15 protein-coding genes are annotated in these 18257 nt (G+C 70.8%); 9 read left to right on the top strand and 6 right to left on the bottom strand.

Annotated features, from left to right (window positions below; genetic code table 11):
* Positions 1-16 precede the first annotated feature (16 nt).
* Positions 17-1786 carry a ThuA domain-containing protein gene (locus tag C6Y14_RS11460; protein WP_107016495.1) on the top strand — a complete coding sequence of 590 codons (1770 nt, stop codon included), beginning with the start codon at positions 17-19 and terminating at the stop codon, positions 1784-1786.
* Between the two features lie 93 nt (positions 1787-1879).
* On the opposite strand, the gene C6Y14_RS11455 is transcribed toward C6Y14_RS11460, so the two are convergent.
* Positions 1880-2146, bottom strand: coding sequence for a helix-turn-helix domain-containing protein (locus tag C6Y14_RS11455; RefSeq protein WP_107016494.1), 267 nt, complete (start codon positions 2144-2146; stop codon positions 1880-1882).
* A 95-nt stretch (positions 2147-2241) separates the two neighbouring features.
* Between C6Y14_RS11455 and map the strand changes: the two genes are divergently transcribed.
* A complete protein-coding gene (map, locus tag C6Y14_RS11450) occupies positions 2242-3114 on the top strand; it encodes a type I methionyl aminopeptidase (RefSeq protein WP_107016493.1) in 873 nt (290 codons plus the stop codon).
* Positions 3115-3345: 231 nt separating this feature from the next.
* Here map and C6Y14_RS11445 read toward each other — a convergent pair whose 3' ends face one another.
* Positions 3346-4944, bottom strand: a complete 1599-nt coding sequence (locus C6Y14_RS11445) for a carboxylesterase/lipase family protein (protein ID WP_107016492.1) — start codon at positions 4942-4944, stop codon at positions 3346-3348.
* A gap of 421 nt (positions 4945-5365) precedes the next feature.
* On the opposite strand from C6Y14_RS11445, the gene C6Y14_RS11440 reads away from it, so the two are divergent.
* A complete protein-coding gene (locus tag C6Y14_RS11440) occupies positions 5366-6394 on the top strand; it encodes a LacI family DNA-binding transcriptional regulator (protein WP_107016491.1) in 1029 nt (342 codons plus the stop codon).
* A gap of 433 nt (positions 6395-6827) precedes the next feature.
* Here the strand turns inward: C6Y14_RS11440 and C6Y14_RS11435 are convergent, their stop codons facing one another.
* Positions 6828-7550 (bottom strand): helix-turn-helix domain-containing protein, encoded by a 723-nt coding sequence (locus C6Y14_RS11435; protein WP_107016490.1) that lies wholly within the window; start codon positions 7548-7550, stop codon positions 6828-6830.
* Between the two features lie 251 nt (positions 7551-7801).
* Between C6Y14_RS11435 and C6Y14_RS11430 the strand changes: the two genes are divergently transcribed.
* From C6Y14_RS11430 to C6Y14_RS11415, 4 genes are all read left to right on the top strand, one after another.
* Complete coding sequence (locus C6Y14_RS11430; protein ID WP_107016925.1) at positions 7802-8473, top strand: DUF4097 family beta strand repeat-containing protein; 672 nt, start codon at positions 7802-7804, stop codon at positions 8471-8473.
* A 161-nt stretch (positions 8474-8634) separates the two neighbouring features.
* On the top strand, positions 8635-9618 hold the full coding sequence (locus C6Y14_RS11425; protein ID WP_107016489.1) for an ATP-binding cassette domain-containing protein: 984 nt from the start codon (positions 8635-8637) through the stop codon (positions 9616-9618).
* Positions 9615-10406 carry an ABC transporter permease gene (locus C6Y14_RS11420; RefSeq protein WP_107016488.1) on the top strand — a complete coding sequence of 264 codons (792 nt, stop codon included), beginning with the start codon at positions 9615-9617 and terminating at the stop codon, positions 10404-10406. The genes C6Y14_RS11425 and C6Y14_RS11420 overlap by 4 nt, the downstream gene beginning before the upstream one ends.
* Before the next feature lie 140 nt (positions 10407-10546).
* Complete coding sequence (locus C6Y14_RS11415) at positions 10547-10954, top strand: VOC family protein (protein WP_107016487.1); 408 nt, start codon at positions 10547-10549, stop codon at positions 10952-10954.
* A 90-nt stretch (positions 10955-11044) separates the two neighbouring features.
* Here the strand turns inward: C6Y14_RS11415 and C6Y14_RS11410 are convergent, their stop codons facing one another.
* Together C6Y14_RS11410 and C6Y14_RS11405 are read right to left on the bottom strand one after the other, a co-directional pair.
* Positions 11045-11695 (bottom strand): helix-turn-helix domain-containing protein, encoded by a 651-nt coding sequence (locus tag C6Y14_RS11410; RefSeq protein ID WP_225891054.1) that lies wholly within the window; start codon positions 11693-11695, stop codon positions 11045-11047.
* Between the two features lie 128 nt (positions 11696-11823).
* A complete protein-coding gene (locus tag C6Y14_RS11405; RefSeq protein WP_107016485.1) occupies positions 11824-12783 on the bottom strand; it encodes an AraC family transcriptional regulator in 960 nt (319 codons plus the stop codon).
* An 80-nt stretch (positions 12784-12863) separates the two neighbouring features.
* Between C6Y14_RS11405 and C6Y14_RS11400 the strand changes: the two genes are divergently transcribed.
* Positions 12864-13700 (top strand): NmrA family NAD(P)-binding protein, encoded by an 837-nt coding sequence (locus tag C6Y14_RS11400; RefSeq protein ID WP_107016484.1) that lies wholly within the window; start codon positions 12864-12866, stop codon positions 13698-13700.
* A gap of 106 nt (positions 13701-13806) precedes the next feature.
* On the opposite strand, the gene C6Y14_RS11395 is transcribed toward C6Y14_RS11400, so the two are convergent.
* Positions 13807-14970 carry a YihY/virulence factor BrkB family protein gene (locus C6Y14_RS11395; protein WP_107016483.1) on the bottom strand — a complete coding sequence of 388 codons (1164 nt, stop codon included), beginning with the start codon at positions 14968-14970 and terminating at the stop codon, positions 13807-13809.
* Positions 14971-15761: 791 nt separating this feature from the next.
* On the opposite strand from C6Y14_RS11395, the gene C6Y14_RS11390 reads away from it, so the two are divergent.
* The gene (locus C6Y14_RS11390; protein ID WP_404828767.1) at positions 15762-18257 is read left to right on the top strand and encodes a Pls/PosA family non-ribosomal peptide synthetase; all 2496 of its coding nucleotides are present in this window, start codon (positions 15762-15764) and stop codon (positions 18255-18257) included.

Raw genomic sequence — 18257 nt, 5'->3', positions numbered from 1 at the left:
AGGGAGGAGACCGACCATGCGTACTTCTGTGCACACCTGCCTGAAAGCTGTCCTCGGCCTGTTCGTCGGTGCCGCGCTCTGTCTGACCCCGCAGGCCGCCGCGCTGCCCGGCGCGGTGAGCCCGTCCGTCACCGCCGAAGCACCGCCCCTCGCGGCGGCCGACCCCGCGTACAAGATCCTCGTGTTCTCCAAGACGGCGGGCTTCCGCCACGACTCGATCGACGAGGGCATCGCCGCCCTGCGCGGCCTCGGCGGCGCGAACAACTTCACCGTGGACGCGACCGAGGACGCCGCGGCCTTCACGACCGGCAACCTCGCCCAGTACAAGAGCGTCGTCTTCCTGTCGACGACGGGCGACGTGCTGAACGCCGCCCAGCAGACGGCCTTCGAGGGTTACGTGCAGGGCGGCGGCGGTTACGTCGGCATCCACGCCGCCGCCGACACCGAGTACGACTGGCCCTTCTACGAGGGGCTGGCGGGCGCGCTCTTCCACTCGCATCCGGCGATCCAGTCCGCCACGGTCAAGGTGGAGGACCGGGCGCACGACGCCACCGCCCACCTGGGCAGCACCTGGCAGCGCACGGACGAGTGGTACAACTACCGCACCAATCCCCGTACCACCGCCCGTGTCCTGGCCTCGCTCGACGAGTCCAGCTACTCGGGCGGGAACATGTCCGGGGACCATCCGATCGCCTGGTGCAAGGACTACCAGGGCGGCCGGTCCTTCTACACCGGCGGCGGACACACCGCCGAGTCGTACGACGATCCCGCGTTCCGGCGCCACCTCCTCGGCGGTGTCCGCTGGGCCTCCGGGATGACCGACGCGGACTGCCGCCCGGAGACCGGCTACACGTCCCTGTTCAACGGCTCGTCCACCACCGGCTGGAAGCAGGCGGGACCGGGGCAGTTCAGCCTCGCGGACGGCACCCTCACCTCCGTGGGCGGTATGGGGCTGTTCTGGTACAACGCCCAGGAGTTCACCGGGGACTACTCCCTCAAGCTCGACTGGAAGATGGCCGGGGACGACAACTCCGGGATCTTCATCGGCTTCCCGGCCTCCGACGACCCGTGGTCCGCGGTGAACAACGGCTACGAGATCCAGATCGACGCCACCGACTCGGCGGACCGCACGACGGGTTCCGTGTACGGCTACAAGTCCGCCGACCTCGCAGCCCGGGACGCGGCGCTGAATCCGCCGGGCGAGTGGAACACTTACGAACTGCGGGTCACCGGTGAGCGGCTGGAGATCTTCCTCAACGGGCGGAAGATCAACGACTTCACCAACACCGATCCCGTACGGAGTCTGCGGCAGGGGCACATCGGGCTGCAGAACCACGGTGACGGCGACGACGTGTCCTTCCGCAACATCCGCGTCAAGCGCGCCGGCGGGCAGGAACCCGGCCCCCGTACGGGCGAGGTGAAGGGCGTCAACGGCAAGTGCCTGGACATCGACAACGCCCAGACCGCCGACGGCACCAAGGTCCAGATCTGGACCTGCAACTCATCCGCCGCCCAGAAATGGACCGTCGGAACCGACGGCACGCTGAAGGCGCTCGGCAAGTGCCTCGACGTCAGCGGCGGAGGCAACGCCGACGGTACGAAGATCCAGCTCTGGACGTGCAACGGCTCCGGCGCCCAGACCTGGGCCGCACAGTCCGACGGCACCGTCCGCAACCCGCAGTCCGGCAAGTGCATGGACGCCTCGGGCGGCACCTGGAACGACGGAACCGCGGTGCATCTGTGGACCTGCCACACCAACGCCAACCAGAAATGGACCCTGCCCTGACCGGATCTCCTGACCGGACCTGACACGCCCCGGTCCACCTGAAGTCTTCGCCCCGCTCACCGCTGTGAGCGGGGCGAAGGCGTGTCCACGGGATCAGGAGGCCGCGCTGAGAGCGGGGTCCGTGCGCCAGATGCTGGCGAGCTCCGGCAGCGGTACACCCAGCACCTCGCTGAGCCGGACGATCGTGCCGAACGCGGGCGTCGGCATACGGCCGGTCTCGATCTTGCGGAGCGTTTCGGGCGAGATCTCCGCCGCCGCGGCGACTTCGGCGGGACTGCGGCCGGCCCGGGCGGAGCGCAAGGCCGCCCCGAGACGACGGCCCGCCTCGATCTGTTCTGGGGCGAGCGGATGGCGGACCATCCGCACATGCTAGAGGCGGTGGCGTCCGGCGGGCAACCATCCCACCCTCTGGTATAAATATACCGGTCGGCCGCCCCGGGGAAACGAGGAACGCAGTGATCGAGCACAAATCTCCCGCAGACATCGAGCGCATGCACGTCACCGGACAGTTCCTCGGTCAGGTGCTGGGCGAACTCGGTGACCTCGCGGCGGTCGGGGTGAACCTGATGGATCTGGAGCACCACGCCCGCCGCCGGATCAAGGAGCGCGGCGCGGAGTCCTGCTACTGGGACTACGAGCCCTCCTTCGGCAAGGGCCCGTTCCGCAACGTGGTGTGCCTCTCGGTCAACGACGCCGTGCTGCACGGGCTGCCGCACAGCTACAAGCTGCGCGACGGGGATCTGCTGACCATGGACATGGCTGTCATGGTCGACGGCTGGGCCGCCGACTCGGCGCTGTCCGTCGTCGTCGGCACCCCGGCCGCGGAGGACCTGCGGCTGATCGAGGCCACCGAGGTCGCCCTGGAGGCCGCGATCGAGGTCGCGCTGCCGGGCAACCGGCTCGGGGACATCTCGGCGGCCATCGGCGGGGTCGCCAAGGAGTACGGGTACCCGGTGAACCTCGAATTCGGCGGTCACGGCATCGGCCGCACGATGCACGAGGAACTGCACATCCCCAACGACGGCCGCCCCGGCCGCGGCTGGAAGCTGCGTCCCGGACTGACGATCGCGATCGAGCCCTGGTTCGCCGCGGGCACCGACAAGATCGTGTACGACCCCGACGGCTGGACGATCCGCTCCGCCGACGGCTCGCGCACCGCCCACTCCGAGCACACGGTCGCCATCACGGAGAGCGGCCCGCTCGTCCTGACCCGGCGCCCGGAAAGCACCAAGCGCCCCACGGGCAGCACGAGCAACACGAGCAGCAAGGGCAACAAGGGCAACAAGGGCCGGGAAGCTCAGCGACAGTCGGCGACGACCGAGCGCTGACGCAGTCCCCGGGCCGGCCCCGGTCGGGACCTGGGCGGGCCGGGACCTGGGCGGGCGGAGTCGGGACCTGGGCGGGCCGGGTGGCTTGCGTATAGCGCATGGCTGGGCCGCCATGCGTGGCCTGCACGGCTCGCGTGGGCTGCACGGCTCGCGTGGCCTGCGCCGCTGGCGTGGCTCGGGCGGCTCGGGCGGCTCGCGTGGCTCGGGCGGTTTCGGGTGCGGAGGTCGCCGTCAGATCCTGCGCGTGGCGCCCGGCCTGCGGAGCCGGCTCACCACCGTCCTCGGCACCGCGCCCGGCGCGGGGGACGCCGGGTTGCGGGCGGTTCCGGTGGGAGCAGGGGACCCTGCCTCCCACAGGGCCATCTCCCGGTCCCGGAGCCCCCGTACGATCTCGGGCCCGCCCGACCCGAAGACCCGTACGGGATGAGTGTCGTCCCAGACGGGCCAGCCCGGGTCGCCCGTGACGGCGAACCGCACCCAGGCCGAGTGCATCTCGTCGGCGAGGGTCTGCGGCGCCCCGGGACCCGCGAGCATCGCCGCCTCGGGTACGCCGGTCGTGTCGAAGACGAAGCCCAGCTCCAGGGCGTGGCAGGCACCGAGGCCGGGTACGTTCGACGGCCAGGCGAACTCGTACACGTGCGAGCGCGCCCGGTGGGTGTCCGCGAGCCGGTGCAGCGGCACGCGCAGAAGGAAGTCCGTGACCAGCTGCCCCACCAGATCGGCCGTGCTCGCCCCGGGCCGGGCCAGCCGGTAACCGCGCGGCACCTCGGGACCGCAGCGGCAGCGGGCCCTCGCGGCGGTCAGGGCGACCGGGCCGAGCCGGTCGAGGCGTTCGACGAGTCCGGTCGGCGCGAGCCACAGCCGGTACTCCTCGCTGGTCCAGCCGACGAGCAGTTCCACGTCCTTGGCCACATCGCCCTCGATCAGCGCCTCCAGCGGATCGCGTGGCACCAGATCACCGTCCACGACGATGCCGAACGCGGGCCCGCCGACGACCGGGCTCGCCCGGCGGCCGGCCTCCGCCTGCGCCGCGGCCAGGGCGCCGCGGTCGGCGACGGCGAACGCCCGCGCGGTCGCCGGGATCCTCAGCCTGGCCGCCATACGCCGCACCAGGCGCCGCACCTTGTCCCGTTCCGTCACCTCGGGCGCCCCGCTCTGCAGCACAGCGCGCCGGAACAGCCCCTGGGCGCGAGGGCTCGCCAGCAGTGCGCCGATGCTGATCGCCCCGGCGGACTCGCCGAAGACGGTCACCCGGTCCGGGTCGCCGCCGAACTCCGTGATCGAGTCCCGTACCCACTCCAGCGCGGCGAGCTGGTCACGCAGGCCCGGGTTCGCGGGAGCATCCGGGAAGAGACCGAACCCCTCCACGCCCAGGCGGTAGTTGAAGGAGACGAACACCACGCCGTCCCGGGCGAAGGACCGGCCGTCGTACACCGGGATCGCGGACGAGCCCCGGGTCAGCGCTCCGCCGTGGATCCACACCATGACCGGCAGGCGGGCGCCGGGACCCGGCTCCGGGGTCCACACGTTCAGGTTCAGGCAGTCGTCGCCCGGTACGACCGGATCGGCGAGCAGCTTCGCGAAGGCCTCGGAGTACGGCGGCTTGGGCGGCGTCGGCCCGAAGGCGCCCGCGTCGCGCACGCCGGTCCAGGGCTCGGGCGGGACGGGCGGCCGGAAGCGGCGGGGGCCGAAGGGCGGGGCCGCGTAGGGGATGCCCCGGAAGACGGCCAGGCCGTTCTCGTAACGGCCGCGCACCGGCCCGTAAGGGGTGCCGACCACGGGGTCATCCGCCGCGCCGGGATCCTCGGTCACCGCAGGTACCTCAGCCATCCGAACCCCTCCTCACTGCAACGACCTGCCGCCGCGGACCGCGCTGCACTGCTTCACCGCTTCACCGCTTCACCGCTTCACCGCTTCACCGCGATCCCGCGATCCCGCGATCCCGCGATCCCGCGATCCCGCGATCAGGGTCAGCGCATCACAGAACCCCCGTGTTCCGCAGCCCCGGGGTGCCGAAGCCGGACGTGTCGCCCGCCCCGGACCGCCCGGGGAACCGACCCTGAGATCGCCCGGGGAACCGCGCACGACCAGCATGTCCGGCATTTCGAGACTTTCGGCTCCGGGGAATTCCACCGAGTACCCGCTCTTCCACGGTGAGTTCGGGCGGCCTTACTGTAGGGACCGCTTTAGGAAGCGCTTTCTACCCGAAACTTTCGCGGGCCCTCGGGACGGGGCCGGAGAGGTGGGCTCCATGGTGCGTACCGGGAGCGTGGCGGGGCCGACCCTCGCGGTCGTCGCCCGCGAGGCAGGAGTGTCCGTGCCCACGGCCTCGAAAGTGGTCAACGGCCGTGAGGACGTCGCGCCGGAAACCCGCCGCCGGGTCACGGAGGCACTCGACCGGCTCGGTTACGTGCGCAGACCCCGGTTCGACGCGGCGAAGTCGCCGGGGCTCGTCGACCTCGTCGTGCACTCGCTGGAGAGCTCCTGGGCCGGGGCGATCCTGCACGGCGTGGAGGAGGCCGCGCAGGACGCGGGACTTGAGGTGGTGGTCTCGGCGGGGCTGACCCGGACGCGGGGGGACCGTCCGGAACGGGGCTGGCTGGACAAGCTCGCGAGCCGGGGCTCGTCCGGGGTGCTGTTCCAGCTCTCCGAACTGACCGTCTCCCAGTACGCCTGGCTGGAGCAGCACCGGATTCCGTTCGTGCTGATCGATCCGGCGCTCGAACCCCCTGCGGGCGTCGTGTCGGTCGGCGGGGCCAACTGGCACGGCGGGGTGCTCGCCACCGAGCATCTGCTCTCGCTCGGCCACGAACGGGTCGCCGTCATCGCGGGGCATCGCCGCAAGACGTGCGCCGGGGCGCGGGTCGCGGGGTACCGGTCGGCGCTCGCGGCGGCGGGGGTGCGGCACCGGGGCGAGTATCTGCGGTACGGCGGGTTCGACGAAGGCTCCGCGTACCGCAGGATGCTGGAGCTGCTCGATCTGCCGGAGCCGCCGACGGGCGTTTTCGTCTGCTCCGACCTGATGGCGCTGGGCGCGTATCGCGCGCTCGCGGAGCGGGGGTTGTCCGTACCGGACGATGTGAGCGTGGTGGGGTTCGACGATCTGCCCGAAGCGCGGTGGGCGTCGCCCGCCCTGACCACTGTCCGGCAGCCGGTCTCCGAGATGGCGGGGGTTGCGCTGCGGCTGCTGGTGCGGTTGATGGCTGGGGAGCAGCCTGAGGGGACTCGGACGGAGTTGTCGACGCGGTTGGTTGTGCGGGCGAGTACGCGGGGGCGGTGATTTTTTGGGGGCGGGCGCCCGTGGGGAGTGTGCGGGTGCGTCGTGGCTGGCCGCGCAGTTCCCCGCGCCCCTCAAGGGCACTGGCGGGCGCCGTGCGGCAGGTGCGGGTGCGTCGTGGCTGAGCGCGCAGTTCCCCGCGCCCCTCAAAGACTCCGGCGGGCGCCGCATGACACGTGCGGGAGCGTCGTGGCTGAGCGCGCCGTTCCCCGCGCCCCTCAAAGACACCGGCGGGCGTCGCATGACACGTGCGGGAGCGTCGTGGCTGAGCGCGCCGTTCCCCGCGCCCCTTTAGGGCGCTGGCCCGCACGGGGCTTTTAGGGGCGCGGGGAACTGCGCGGCCAGCCACGACGTGCCCGCGCGTCACAGACAACCCCTCGTGCCGATCCTCGCGGTGCCTGAAGGTGGCGGCGGCCGTCGGGAAAAGTCCAGGTCTCTAGCGCGGCGGCTCCGGCTTCGCGTACAGGACCTCGCGTGCCTGTTCCGCCGCGCGGGTCATCCCCTCGCCCACGAAGTCGACGAAGCGGGCGATGCCTTCGAGGCGGGCGGCGGCCGGGGAGTCGGCGCCGAGGACGCTGACACCCTGCCGTGCGGTCTCGGCGAGCTGGGCGTGGGACTTGGCGGCGGCGATCATCCCCGTGTACCAGACGTCGTTGTCGACGACATAGCTCTCGCGGCGGCGCTCGTCCCGCTCCCGCCGGATGAGGCCCTGGCTCTCCAGGAGCGTGACGGCCTTGGAGATGGACGCGGGGCTGACCTGGAGATGCTGGACGAGTTCGGACGCGGTGAGGCTGCCCGCGTCGGTGGTGTAGAGGTGCGCCAGCACCCGGGACGTCATCTTGGGCAGGCCCGACTGCATGAGGAGGGTGGTGAACACCTCCACGTACGCGCGTACGGCTTCGGCGTCACGGCCGTGGGCCTGCGGAGGTGCCGCCTGCCCCTTGGGCGCGGCCTCCCTGCGCCGGTGGGCGCGGTGTTCGGTGGCGCGGTGTGCCAGGTCCGCGCGGTAGGCGAGGGGGCCGCCGTTGCGCATGACCTCGCGGGTGATCGTCGAGGTCGGGCGGTCGAGGCGTCGGGCGATCTCCGCGTACGCGAGATCGTCGGCCAGCCCCAGCGCGATCTGCTGGCGTTCCTGCTGAGTGAGCCTGCCTCCCGGCATCGCGGTCTCCTTCATGGTCCTAGGTCGTACCCGGCGCGTCGAGCATAGCGTTCACTTTAAGCACATTGCAACGACGATGAGGTTCATTGTTGCGTTAGATGCTCATCCAGCGCAACGAATTACAGCGCTTTACCTGCAATTATCACATCCAAGTGCAACAGACTTGTTGCCGCATCCATGAACGCAACGTAGCTTTTCCAATGTCGGAAACGCCGAACGGGCGAACGGACAACCACACCGAGGAGAGCACGATGCAGAAGTTCGACACCACCAACCAGGTCTCCGCCGTCCTCGACATCCCCGCGGGACGCATCCGGTTCATCGCCGCTGACCGGGCCGACACCACGGTCGAGGTCCTGCCCGCGAACGCCTCGAACAGCCGGGACGTGAAAGCCGCCGAGCAGATCAAGGTCACCTACGACGACGGCGTCCTGCGCATCGAGGCCGCACCGGCGAAGAACCGGATCCTCGGCAACTCCGGGTCCGTCGAGGTGACCGTCCAGCTCCCCGCCGGCTCCCACGTCGAGGCGAAGACGGCCGCCGGCGAGTTCCGGGGCGTCGGACGGCTGGGCGACGTCGCCTTCGAGGGCGCGCAGGGCTCGGTCAAGCTCGACGAGACCGCGGAGGCCCGCCTCACCCTGCTCGCCGGTGACATCTCGGTCGGCCGTCTCGGCGGCCCGGCGGAGATCAGCGTCCAGAAGGGCGACATCCGCATCACCGAGGCCGTGCGCGGCACGGTCGTGCTGCGCACGGAGTCCGGGGAGGTGTCGGTCGGCGCCGCCCGCGGAGTCTCCGCCTCCCTGGACGCCGGTACCGCCTTCGGCCGCATCGACAACGCGCTCAAGAACTCCGACGGCGCCGCCGCCGCTCTGAACATCCGCGCGACCACGTCGTACGGCGACATCACCGCCCGCAGCCTCTGACTCGCGGCCCACGCAGCCCGCACAGCCCGCACAGCACATACGGCCCTTACGGCCCTTACGGCCCTTACGGCCCTTACGGCCCTTACGGCCCTTACGGCCCTTACGGCCCACGATTCTTACCCCGCAGTCCCCGATCCGCAGTTCTCGAAGGAGCATTCCTCATGACCGATCCGGCCATCGCGGCGAACGGGCTGCGCAAGTCCTACGGCGACAAGGTCGTGCTCGACGGCATCGACCTGGTCGTCCCGGAAGGAACGATCTTCTCCCTGCTCGGCCCGAACGGGGCCGGCAAGACCACCGCCGTCAACATCCTCTCCACGCTCGTCTCCCCCGACCCCGCCTCCGGCGCGATCCGCGTCGGCGGTCACGACCTCGGCGCCGACCCGCAGGCGGTCCGCGCAGCGATCGGCGTCACCGGCCAGTTCTCCGCCGTGGACGGCCTGATCACCGGCGAGGAGAACATGCTCCTCATGGCCGACCTGCACCACCTGCCGAAGAAGGAGGGCCGCAGGACCGCCGCCGAGCTCCTGGACCGCTTCGACCTCACGGAGGCCGCCAGGAAGCCCGCGTCCACCTACTCCGGCGGTATGAAACGCCGCCTCGACATCGCCATGACCCTGGTCGGCAGCCCGCGGATCATCTTCCTCGACGAACCCACCACCGGCCTCGACCCCCGCTCCCGCCACAACATGTGGCAGATCATCCGCGAACTCGTCACGGACGGCGTCACCGTCTTCCTCACCACCCAGTACCTCGAAGAAGCCGACCAGCTCGCCGACCGCATCGCCGTCCTCAACAACGGCCGCATCGCAGCCGAGGGCAGCGCCGAGGAACTCAAGCGCCTCATCCCCGGCGGACACGTCCGGCTCCGCTTCACCGACCCGCACACCTACCGCTCCGCCGCCGCCGCGCTCCACGACACCGCCCGCGACGACGAAGCACTCGCCCTGCAGATCCCCAGCGACGGCAGCCAGCGCGAACTGCGCTCCATCCTCGACCGGCTCGACACCGCCGGCATCGAAGCCGACGAACTCACCGTGCACACCCCCGACCTCGACGACGTCTTCTTCGCCCTCACCGGCAGCACCGCCGTCCCCAGCCAGACCGCCGACCAGGTCCACCAGACCAAGGAGAACGTCCGATGAGTACCCTCTCCCTCGCCGTCCGCGACTCGTCCACCATGCTGCGCCGCAACCTGCTGCACGCCCGTCGCTACCCGTCGCTCACCCTGAACCTGCTGCTCACCCCGGTCATGCTGCTCCTGCTCTTCGTCTACATCTTCGGCGACGTGATGAGCGCGGGGATCGGGGACGGCGGCGCCGACCGCTCCGAGTACATCGCGTACATCGTCCCGGGCATCCTGATGATGACCATCGGCAGCACCGTGATCGGGGCCGCGGTGTCCGTCGCCACCGACATGAACGAGGGCATCATCGCCCGCTTCCGCACCATGGCGATCCACCGCGGATCGGTGTTCATCGGGCACGTCGTCGGCAGCGTCCTGCAAGTGCTCGCCAGTCTGGTCCTCGTCGGGGCCGTGGGTGTGGCCATCGGCTTCCGGTCCACCGACGCCACGTTCATCGAGTGGCTGGCGGCGTTCGGGCTGCTGGCCCTGTTCTCCCTGGCGCTGACCTGGATCGCGGTCGGGATGGGCATGGCCAGCCCGAACGCCGAGGCGGCCGGCAACATGGCCATGCCGCTGATCCTGCTCCCGCTCATCTCCAGCGCGTTCATCCCGGCCGACACCATGCCGGGCTGGTTCCGGCCGATCGCCGAGTACCAGCCCTTCACCCCGGCCATCGAGACCCTCCGCGGGCTGCTGCTCGGCACCGAGATCGGGTACAACGGCTGGCTGGCCGTGGCCTGGTGCCTGGGCCTGGCGGCGCTCGGCTACTGGTGGTCGGCCTCGCAGTTCAACCGCGACGCGAAGTAAGCGCCATGGCAACGCGGGCCGGCCCCCGCACCTCGTTCCGCCCAGGGCGGCGTACCCCGACAAGGCGTCGGAGTGCGCCGCCTTGCCCGTACGTCCGATTCCTTCAAGACCCGCGCCCCCACGATCCCTACGGTGGTCCCATGACTCCACGAACCACTCCACGATTCGACCTCATCGGCCTCGTCGTCTCCGACATGGCCGCGTCGCTCGCCTTCTACCGCCGTCTCGGTCTCACCTTCCCCGAGGGCGCCGAGAGCTTGCCGCACGTCGAGGCGGAACTGCCCGGCGGTCTGCGCTTCGCACTCGACACGGAGGACACGATCCGCTCGTTCCACCCCGACTGGCGACCACCGACAGGCGGAGGCCGGGTGGCCCTGGCCTTCCTGTGCGACAGCCCCGCGGACGTGGACGCCACGTACGAGGCGCTGCTGGCCGCGGGCCACACATCGGAACTGAAGCCGTTCGACGCGCCTTGGGGCATGCGTTACGCGGTCGTCCATGACCCGGACGGCAACGGGGTGGACCTCTTCGCCCACCTGGGCCGGTAGCGGCCCCTCTTCTGGGGGTGCAGCCCCCGGAGCCTGCGGGGGGTACGTGCGGGTCCGGTGGGGGCTGGTCGCGCAGTTCCCCGCGCCCCTTCAGAGGCGCAGCAGCACCCCCAACGGCGCCCCCGCCAACTCCCTCACCTCCCGCGCCAGATGAGCCTGGTCCGCGAACCCCGCAACCACCGCCACCTCCGCCGCGGCGCCCCCACCCCGCACCATCGACAACGCCCGCTGCAAGCGAAGAACACGAGCGAGCATCTTCGGCCCGTACCCGAACGCGACCAGCGCCCGCCGGTGCAACTGCCGCTCGCTCCAGCCCACTTCCTCGGCCGTCGAGGCGACAGCCGCCCCCGCGGACAGCGCCGCCACGACGGCCCGCAGCCGCGGATCGGGCGCCCCGGTCCCGGCCGCCCGCTCCAGGGCGACCGCCTCCAGCGCGACGGCCGGATCGGCCGCCGCGTCGACCCGCTCGGTCAGCCGCCGCACCTCGCTCCCGTCCCACAGATCCGCGAGGTCGACACGCAGGTCCCGCAGTTCATGGGCGGGTACGCCGAGATAGGAGGGCGCGGTGCCGGGAAAGAACCGGACTCCCGCGTACCGCCTCGGACCGCCCGGTTCGTCGCTCACGTACGCCCGCGTGTCGGGTCCCGCGACGAACAGCCGGCCCTCGGTCCACAGCAGGTCCATGCAGCCGTCGGGCAGGACCGGCGCCGCGTCGCCCGGCACGGCGGCACGGGTCCACACGACCGCGCCGGCGAGTCGCGACGCCCGCTCCCGGTACGGCGACGGCGCCGGTGACGGCTCGCGATGCCGTTCGGCGTACGGCTCGGCAGACGGCTCGACGTACGGCTCGGCAGACGGCTCGGACACGGTCAGAAGGCTACGCCGACCGCCGGCCGGGCCGCCCGCGTCCGGTGTTCCTGCGGGCTGACCCCGTACACCCGTTTGAAGGCGCTGGACAGGGCGAACGCGCTGCCGTAGCCGACCTGGCGGGCGATGGCCTCCAGGGTGTCGCCGGTGTCGCGCAGCCGGTCGGCGGCGAGGGCGAGACGCCAGCCGGTCAGGTACGTCATCGGGGGCTCGCCGACGAGTTCGCTGAAGCGGCGGGCGAGGGCGGCCCGCGAGACACCGGCCTTCGTGGCGAGGGAGGCGACCGTCCAGGGGTGCGCCGGGTCGTCCTGGACGAGCCGCAGCACCCGGCCGACGACCGGGTCGGCCAGGGCCCGGTACCAGGCGGGCGCCTCGGCCTCCGGGCGGGAGAACCAGGCCCGCAGCGCGGCGATGACCAGCAGGTCGAGCAGCCGGTCTAGGACGACCTCCTGGCCGGGCTCGTCGCGGACGATCTCCTCCATGAGCAGCGGGGTCAGTGGACACTCCCACACGTCGGAGGTGAGCGTGAGCACCGGTGGCAGCGCGTCGAGGAGGCGCCCGCTGACCTCGCCCTGCACCGGGTACGTACCGATCAGCATCACCATGGAACCGTCGAGGCGCTGCCCCCAGGTGCGGACGCCGAGGTCCATGTGGCCGCGCATCGAGCGCCCGTCGGGGTAGGTGCACTCCTGTCCCGGCAGGATCACCGCGATGGGCGGGGTCGCGGGGTCGTCGGCGCAGGTGTACGGGTCGGGGCCGCGCGCGATGGCGAGGTCGCCGGCCCGCAGCAGCACGGGCTCGCCCCGGTCGGGGGTGATCCAGGACTCGCCGCGGATCATCAGCATGACGGTGAGCGGGGCGCGGTCCTCGATCCGCAGGGACCAGGGGGGTTCGAAGCACGCCCGGATCATGAAGGCGCCACGCGCGCGTGGACCCTCCAGAAGCCCTGCGAGTGCGTCCATGGCCCCAGAGTAGACGCGCTCTTATGGGAACGAGAGGTTCAGCGATGTTCCCTTTCGGCGTCCGGTCGTTGACTGGGCGCATGACGGAAAACACGCGCAACGGGACGGTGTTGGTGACGGGCGCCTCGGGGAAGACCGGGCGTCAGGTGGCGGAGGCGGCGAAGGCCGCGGGGTTCGGCGTACGGGCCGCGTCGCGCGGTGGTGACGTGCGCTTCGACTGGTACGACCCCTCGACGTGGGACGAGGCGCTGCGCGGGGCCGACGCGGCGTATCTGGCGTACGCGCCGGACGTCGGTGCGCCGGGCGCGGCCGGGAACGTCGCCGCGTTCGCCCGGCGGGCCCAGGATCTCGGTGTGCGCCGACTGGTGCTGCTGTCGGCGCGGGGGGAGCGTCAGGCGGAGCCGACCGAGCGGGCGCTGCGCGAGTCGGGGGCCGCGTGGACCGTGGTGCAGGCCGACTGGTTCTTCCAGAACTTCAGCGAGGGCCTGCTGCTGGACGGCGTACGCGGCGGTGAGTTCGTCTTCCCGGCGGGCGAGGTGCCGGTGCCGTTCGTCGACGCGCGCGATCTCGCGGAGGTCGTGGTGAAGGCCCTGTCCGACTCGTCGTACGCGGGGCGGACGCTGGAGATCACGGGGCCGCGGCTGCTGTCGTTCCGGGAGGCCATGGCGGAGATCTCCACCGCGGCGGGCCGGGAGATCCGGTACGTGCCGGTGCCGACGAAGGAGTACGGGCAGATCCTGGCCGGGTTCGGGCTGCCGGCCGAGGAGGTCGCGTTCATGGAGGAGGTCTTCGACGGGCTGCTCGACGGTCACAACGCGAGGACCACGGACGGCGTGCGGCAGGTCCTGGGGCGTGCGCCGCGCGACTTCGCGGACTTCGCGCGGGAGCACGCGGCGGACGGTGTGTGGAAGGTCTGACGCCTTGCGCCCCCGGATGCTCTCTGACGCCCCGCCGCGGTCACCGCGGCGGGGCTGCCGCGTCACTGCGGCGGAGGTGGCTCGACACACCGGCGGAGGCGTGTCGTCACAGCGGCGGTGGCGTGTCGTCGCTGTTCTTGGGGGTGGACTTGGCGTGGGTGCGCAGCCGGGAGGTCACGTCCTCGGGGGGCAGGAAGCGGGACCAGCGCTCCGGGAACTCGGAGGGCATGTCCGGGTCGTCGGGGTCGTCGTAGCCGTCCTCGGCCTGCGCGGCGCGGGCCGCCGCCGCGCGGGCCACGAGGTCGGCGGCCTGCTCGGCGCGCAGCCGTTCGTTGACGGCGCGGGCGGCGGCGGTGGCCGCGGCGGGCCAGACGCGGTCGATGGCCGCGTTGACGGCGGCGCCCACGAGGACGGCGAAGGCGGCGACACCGATCCACAGGAGGACGGCGACGGGCGCGGCCAGGGAGCCGTAGATCGTGGGGCCCTCGACGGTGTTCGTGAGGTAGATGCGCAGCAGGAGGCTGCCCAGCACCCACATGGTGAGCGCCACGAGGGCGCCGGGCACGTCCTCGATCCACGGTGAGCGCACCGGTACGGACACGTGGTAGAGCGTGGTCAGGAAGACGATGGACAGGACGATGACGACGGGCCAGTAGAGCACCTGTACGACGGTCGTCGACCACGGCACGACGTTCACCACGGCGTCGGGGCCCGCGACCATCAGCGGCAGGGCGACCGAGCCGATCAGCAGGGCCACGAGGAAGAGCAGGAAGGCCATCAGGCGGGTCCTGACGATGCCGCGCACCCCGTCGAGGCCGTACATGACGGTGATGGTGTCGATGAAGACGTTCACCGCGCGGGAGCCGGACCACAGGGCGAACAGGAAGCCCAGGGAGATGACGTCGGGCCGGCCGCCCTCCATCACGTCGTGCAGGAGCGGCTCGGCGATCTGTGCGACGCCCTTGTCCGTCAGGACCGTGCGGGACGCCTCCAGGAGGCTGGTCTCCACGCTGGCGATGGTGTCGGCGCCGGTCCAGTCGTCGACGTAGCCCAGCAGGCCGATCATGCTCAGCAGCAGCGGCGGCACGGACAGCAGCGTGAAGAACGCCGCCTCCGCCGCGAGTCCGAGGATCCGGTACTCGATGCACGAGTTGACGGTGTCCTTGAGCAGCAGCCAGGCGGTCCTGCGCTTCGAGACGTTCCGATAGAGGGCACGCGCCCGGTGGAGACGACCGGACGTCCTCTGAGGGGGTTCACTTGCTGGCTGCACGCCCTAAAGGTATCCGCCGCGCGGGGTCGCACTCATCCCCCGGTGCCGTGATGGGAGCGGGTGTGGCGGGAGCGGCGTACGCGGCCCGGTGGCAGGACCGCACTGATCCGGTTCCGTCATACGACGGAAAAGCGGCGGCAATTCCGCGGTAATCGTAAAGAGAAATCGAACCCTTTTTCTGTCATGCCCGCGTGGCCGAATTGCATGCGCTGCAGAAGTGGAATGCGCAACAACGTATGCACTGTGCACCGGCGAGTTCCCCGGTGGCACGGTCGGACGAGATCATTCAGGTCGGTCGCCGTTGAAGCATCGAACAGCGAGAAAGCGCCATAGGCCGAAACGCCCTTGACCCGTTCATGAGCACGCCGAAACAATTCGGATTGCATTGCGCTGGGCACGTGGGGACGGCTCAGTGGCACCACGACACGGGGGACTCAGAAGGGCCCGGACGAGGGGACGAGGGCCCGACACAGCCGCGTTACCCGTGATCCGCGTGGGAACCACGCGGATCATGCCGTGCTGCACTGCGCCTTTTCCACGCGGCCACTTCACACACTTCCCGAACATCCTCTTCTCGCCTGCCCTGACACAACACAGCGCGCACGAGAAACAAGTCTATCTTCCGGCACACCGGAGTCACACAGGAATCACCGTGGTTCACCAGAACATCTTTCGTCACCAATTCAGGTGCGCGATGAAACTGCGGGCGCGAATCCTTCGTATTCCCATCCGAGGTGCCAAACACTTCCGAACGGTCCACAAGTACGAGCAATCACCAGCAAGGAGATCAAGTGGTGGGAAATCCCACTGAGGTCGCGACCGCCGCTCCGGCGCGGTCCGTGACCACCCGCGACCCGGTGAACGGGATCGAACCTGTCCTCGCGGAGGTGCTCGCCGGTGTCGTACGCGCCGAGCAGGTCCCGGTCGACAGTCACTTCTTCGACGACCTCGGTGCCAACTCCCTGGTGATGGCACACTTCTGCGCCCGGGTCAGGAAGCACCCCGACCTGCCGGCCGTGTCCATGCGCGACGTGTACGGCCACCCGACGATCCGGGGTCTGGCGGCGGCGCTCTCCGCGGTCCCGGCCGAGGAGCCCGCGCCGCCGGCGGAACCGGCCGCGCCGCCCCCGGTGGGCAGCAGCGCACGGTACGCCCTGTGCGGGGCCCTGCAGTTCCTCGTCTTCGCGGCGTACTGCCTGCTCTCCGGGCTCGTCACCGCACAGGGGTACGACTGGGTGTCGGCCGGGGACGGCGTCGTGGACGTCTACCTGCGGTCGGCGCTGTTCGGGGGCGGCGTCTTCGTCGGCCTGTGCACGCTGCCGGTGGTGGCCAAGTGGGTGCTGGTCGGCCGCTGGAAGGAGACCGAGTTCCCCCTCTGGAGCCTGGCCTATCTGCGCTTCTGGACCGTCAAGGTGCTGCTGCACGCGAACCCGATGGTCCTGTTCGCCGGCAACCCGCTGTACGTGCTCTACCTGCGGGCCCTGGGCGCGCGGATCGGAAAGAACGTCACGATCCTCTCGCACGCGGTCCCGGTCTGCACCGACCTGTTCACGGTCGGCGCGAACACGGTGATCCGCAAGGACTCGCACTTCCTCTGCTACCAGGCGCACGCCGGGCGCATCCGCACCGGCCGGGTCACGCTGGGCCAGGACGTGTTCGTCGGCGAGAACACCGTCCTCGACATCGGCACCGCCATGGGCGACGGCTCCCAGCTCGGCCACGCGTCGGCGCTGTACGGGGGCGCCGCGGTGCCCGCCGGTCAGCACTGGCACGGCTCGCCGGCCCAGCGCACGGACGTGGACTACGTACGGGTCGCCCCCGCGGAGTGCGGCACCGCGCGCCGGGTGGGCTACGGCCTGGCCACCGTCCTGCAGACGCTACTGGTCACCATGCCGCTTCTGATCGGGGGCACGTACCTGCTGCTGCAGGTGGCACCCTCGCTGGACGTGCTGCTGAACCTGGAGACGCAGAACATCACGTCCGGACGCTTCTACGCCGAGGCGTTCGCCCTGTCCGTCGCTCTCTTCGTGGGCTTCATCGTGATCGGCTTCGCCGTCGTGACCGTGATCCCGCGGCTGCTGAACACGTTCCTGGAGCCGGACCGCGTCTACCCGCTCTACGGCTTCCACTACTCGGTGCAGCGCTCCGTCGCGCGGCTGACCAACGTCAAGTTCTTCAAGTGGCTGTGCGGGGACAGCTCGTACATCGTCCACTACCTGCGGGCCATCGGGTACGACCTCTCGCACGTCGAGCAGACCGGCTCCAACTTCGGCACGGGGGTCGCGCACGAGACGCCGTTCCTGGCCACCGTCGGGCGCGGCACAATGGTCGCCGACGGATTGTCGATCATGAACGCCGAGTACTCGGGCACGTCGTTCCGGGTCTCACGCGCGACGATCGGGCCGAACAGCTTCCTGGGCAACCACATCGCCTACCCGGTCGGGGGCCGCACGGGCGAGAACGTCCTGCTCGCGACGAAGGTCATGGTCCCGCTCGACGGGGAGGTCCGCGAAGGCGTCGGCCTGCTGGGCTCGCCGCCCTTCGAGATCCCGCGGACCGTGGAACGCGACACCCGCTTCGACCACCTGCGCGAGGGCGACGAGCTGCACCGCCGCCTCGCCGCGAAGAACCGCCACAACCTGCACACCATGGGCCTGTTCCTGTTCCTGCGCTGGTTCGACTGGTTCGTCCTCACGGTCCTCGGCTTCGCCGCCTTCGACCTGTACGGGGAGTACGGCACCGTCGGCGGGCTGCTGATCGGGGCGTCCCTGCTCGTCGGCGCCGCTTTCACCACCGTCTACTACGCGCTGGTGGAGCGGGTCATCCTGCGGTTCCGTCCGCTGGAGCCGCGGCTGCACTCCATCTACGACCCGCTCTTCTGGCAGCACGAGCGGCTGTGGAAGGTCCCGGACACGCACTTCGCCCTCTACAACGGCACGCCGTTCAAGAGCCTGCTCTGGCGGCTCCTCGGGGTCCGGATCGGCCGCCGGGTCTTCGACGACGGGGCCTACATCACCGAGCGCACGCTCACCGCCATCGGGGACGACTGCACCCTCGGCGCACACAGCAAGATCCAGTCGCACTCGCAGGAGGACGGCACCTTCAAGTCCGACCACATCGAGATCGGCGACGGCGTCACGCTCGGCGTCGGCGCGCTCGTCCACTACGGCGCGTCTGTGGGGGACGCCGCCGTGCTGGCCGCCGACTCCTTCCTGATGAAGGGCGAGGAGGTACCGCCGGGGGCGCACTGGGGCGGGAACCCGGCGGCCGAACAGCGACGCGCCTGA

It is taken from the genome of Streptomyces dioscori (assembly GCF_003024195.1).
Classification (GTDB): Bacteria; Actinomycetota; Actinomycetes; order Streptomycetales; family Streptomycetaceae; genus Streptomyces; species Streptomyces dioscori.
The sequence above is the reverse complement of the archived record's forward strand: the minus strand, read 5'-3'. Positions and strand labels throughout refer to the sequence as shown.

What these genes read in the sequence shown, in the direction of transcription:
- C6Y14_RS11440 (WP_107016491.1), top strand. Translation starts at nt 5,366, where the DNA reads ATGGTGCGTACCGGGAGCGTGGCGGGGCCGACCCTCGCGGTCGTCGCC.
- C6Y14_RS11400 (WP_107016484.1), top strand. Translation starts at nt 12,864, where the DNA reads ATGACGGAAAACACGCGCAACGGGACGGTGTTGGTGACGGGCGCCTCG.
- C6Y14_RS11420 (WP_107016488.1), top strand. Translation starts at nt 9,615, where the DNA reads ATGAGTACCCTCTCCCTCGCCGTCCGCGACTCGTCCACCATGCTGCGC.
- C6Y14_RS11435 (WP_107016490.1), bottom strand. Translation starts at nt 7,550, where the DNA reads ATGCCGGGAGGCAGGCTCACTCAGCAGGAACGCCAGCAGATCGCGCTG.
- C6Y14_RS11415 (WP_107016487.1), top strand. Translation starts at nt 10,547, where the DNA reads ATGACTCCACGAACCACTCCACGATTCGACCTCATCGGCCTCGTCGTC.
- C6Y14_RS11425 (WP_107016489.1), top strand. Translation starts at nt 8,635, where the DNA reads ATGACCGATCCGGCCATCGCGGCGAACGGGCTGCGCAAGTCCTACGGC.
- C6Y14_RS11405 (WP_107016485.1), bottom strand. Translation starts at nt 12,783, where the DNA reads ATGGACGCACTCGCAGGGCTTCTGGAGGGTCCACGCGCGCGTGGCGCC.
- C6Y14_RS11455 (WP_107016494.1), bottom strand. Translation starts at nt 2,146, where the DNA reads ATGGTCCGCCATCCGCTCGCCCCAGAACAGATCGAGGCGGGCCGTCGT.
- C6Y14_RS11460 (WP_107016495.1), top strand. Translation starts at nt 17, where the DNA reads ATGCGTACTTCTGTGCACACCTGCCTGAAAGCTGTCCTCGGCCTGTTC.
- C6Y14_RS11430 (WP_107016925.1), top strand. Translation starts at nt 7,802, where the DNA reads ATGCAGAAGTTCGACACCACCAACCAGGTCTCCGCCGTCCTCGACATC.
- C6Y14_RS11445 (WP_107016492.1), bottom strand. Translation starts at nt 4,944, where the DNA reads ATGGCTGAGGTACCTGCGGTGACCGAGGATCCCGGCGCGGCGGATGAC.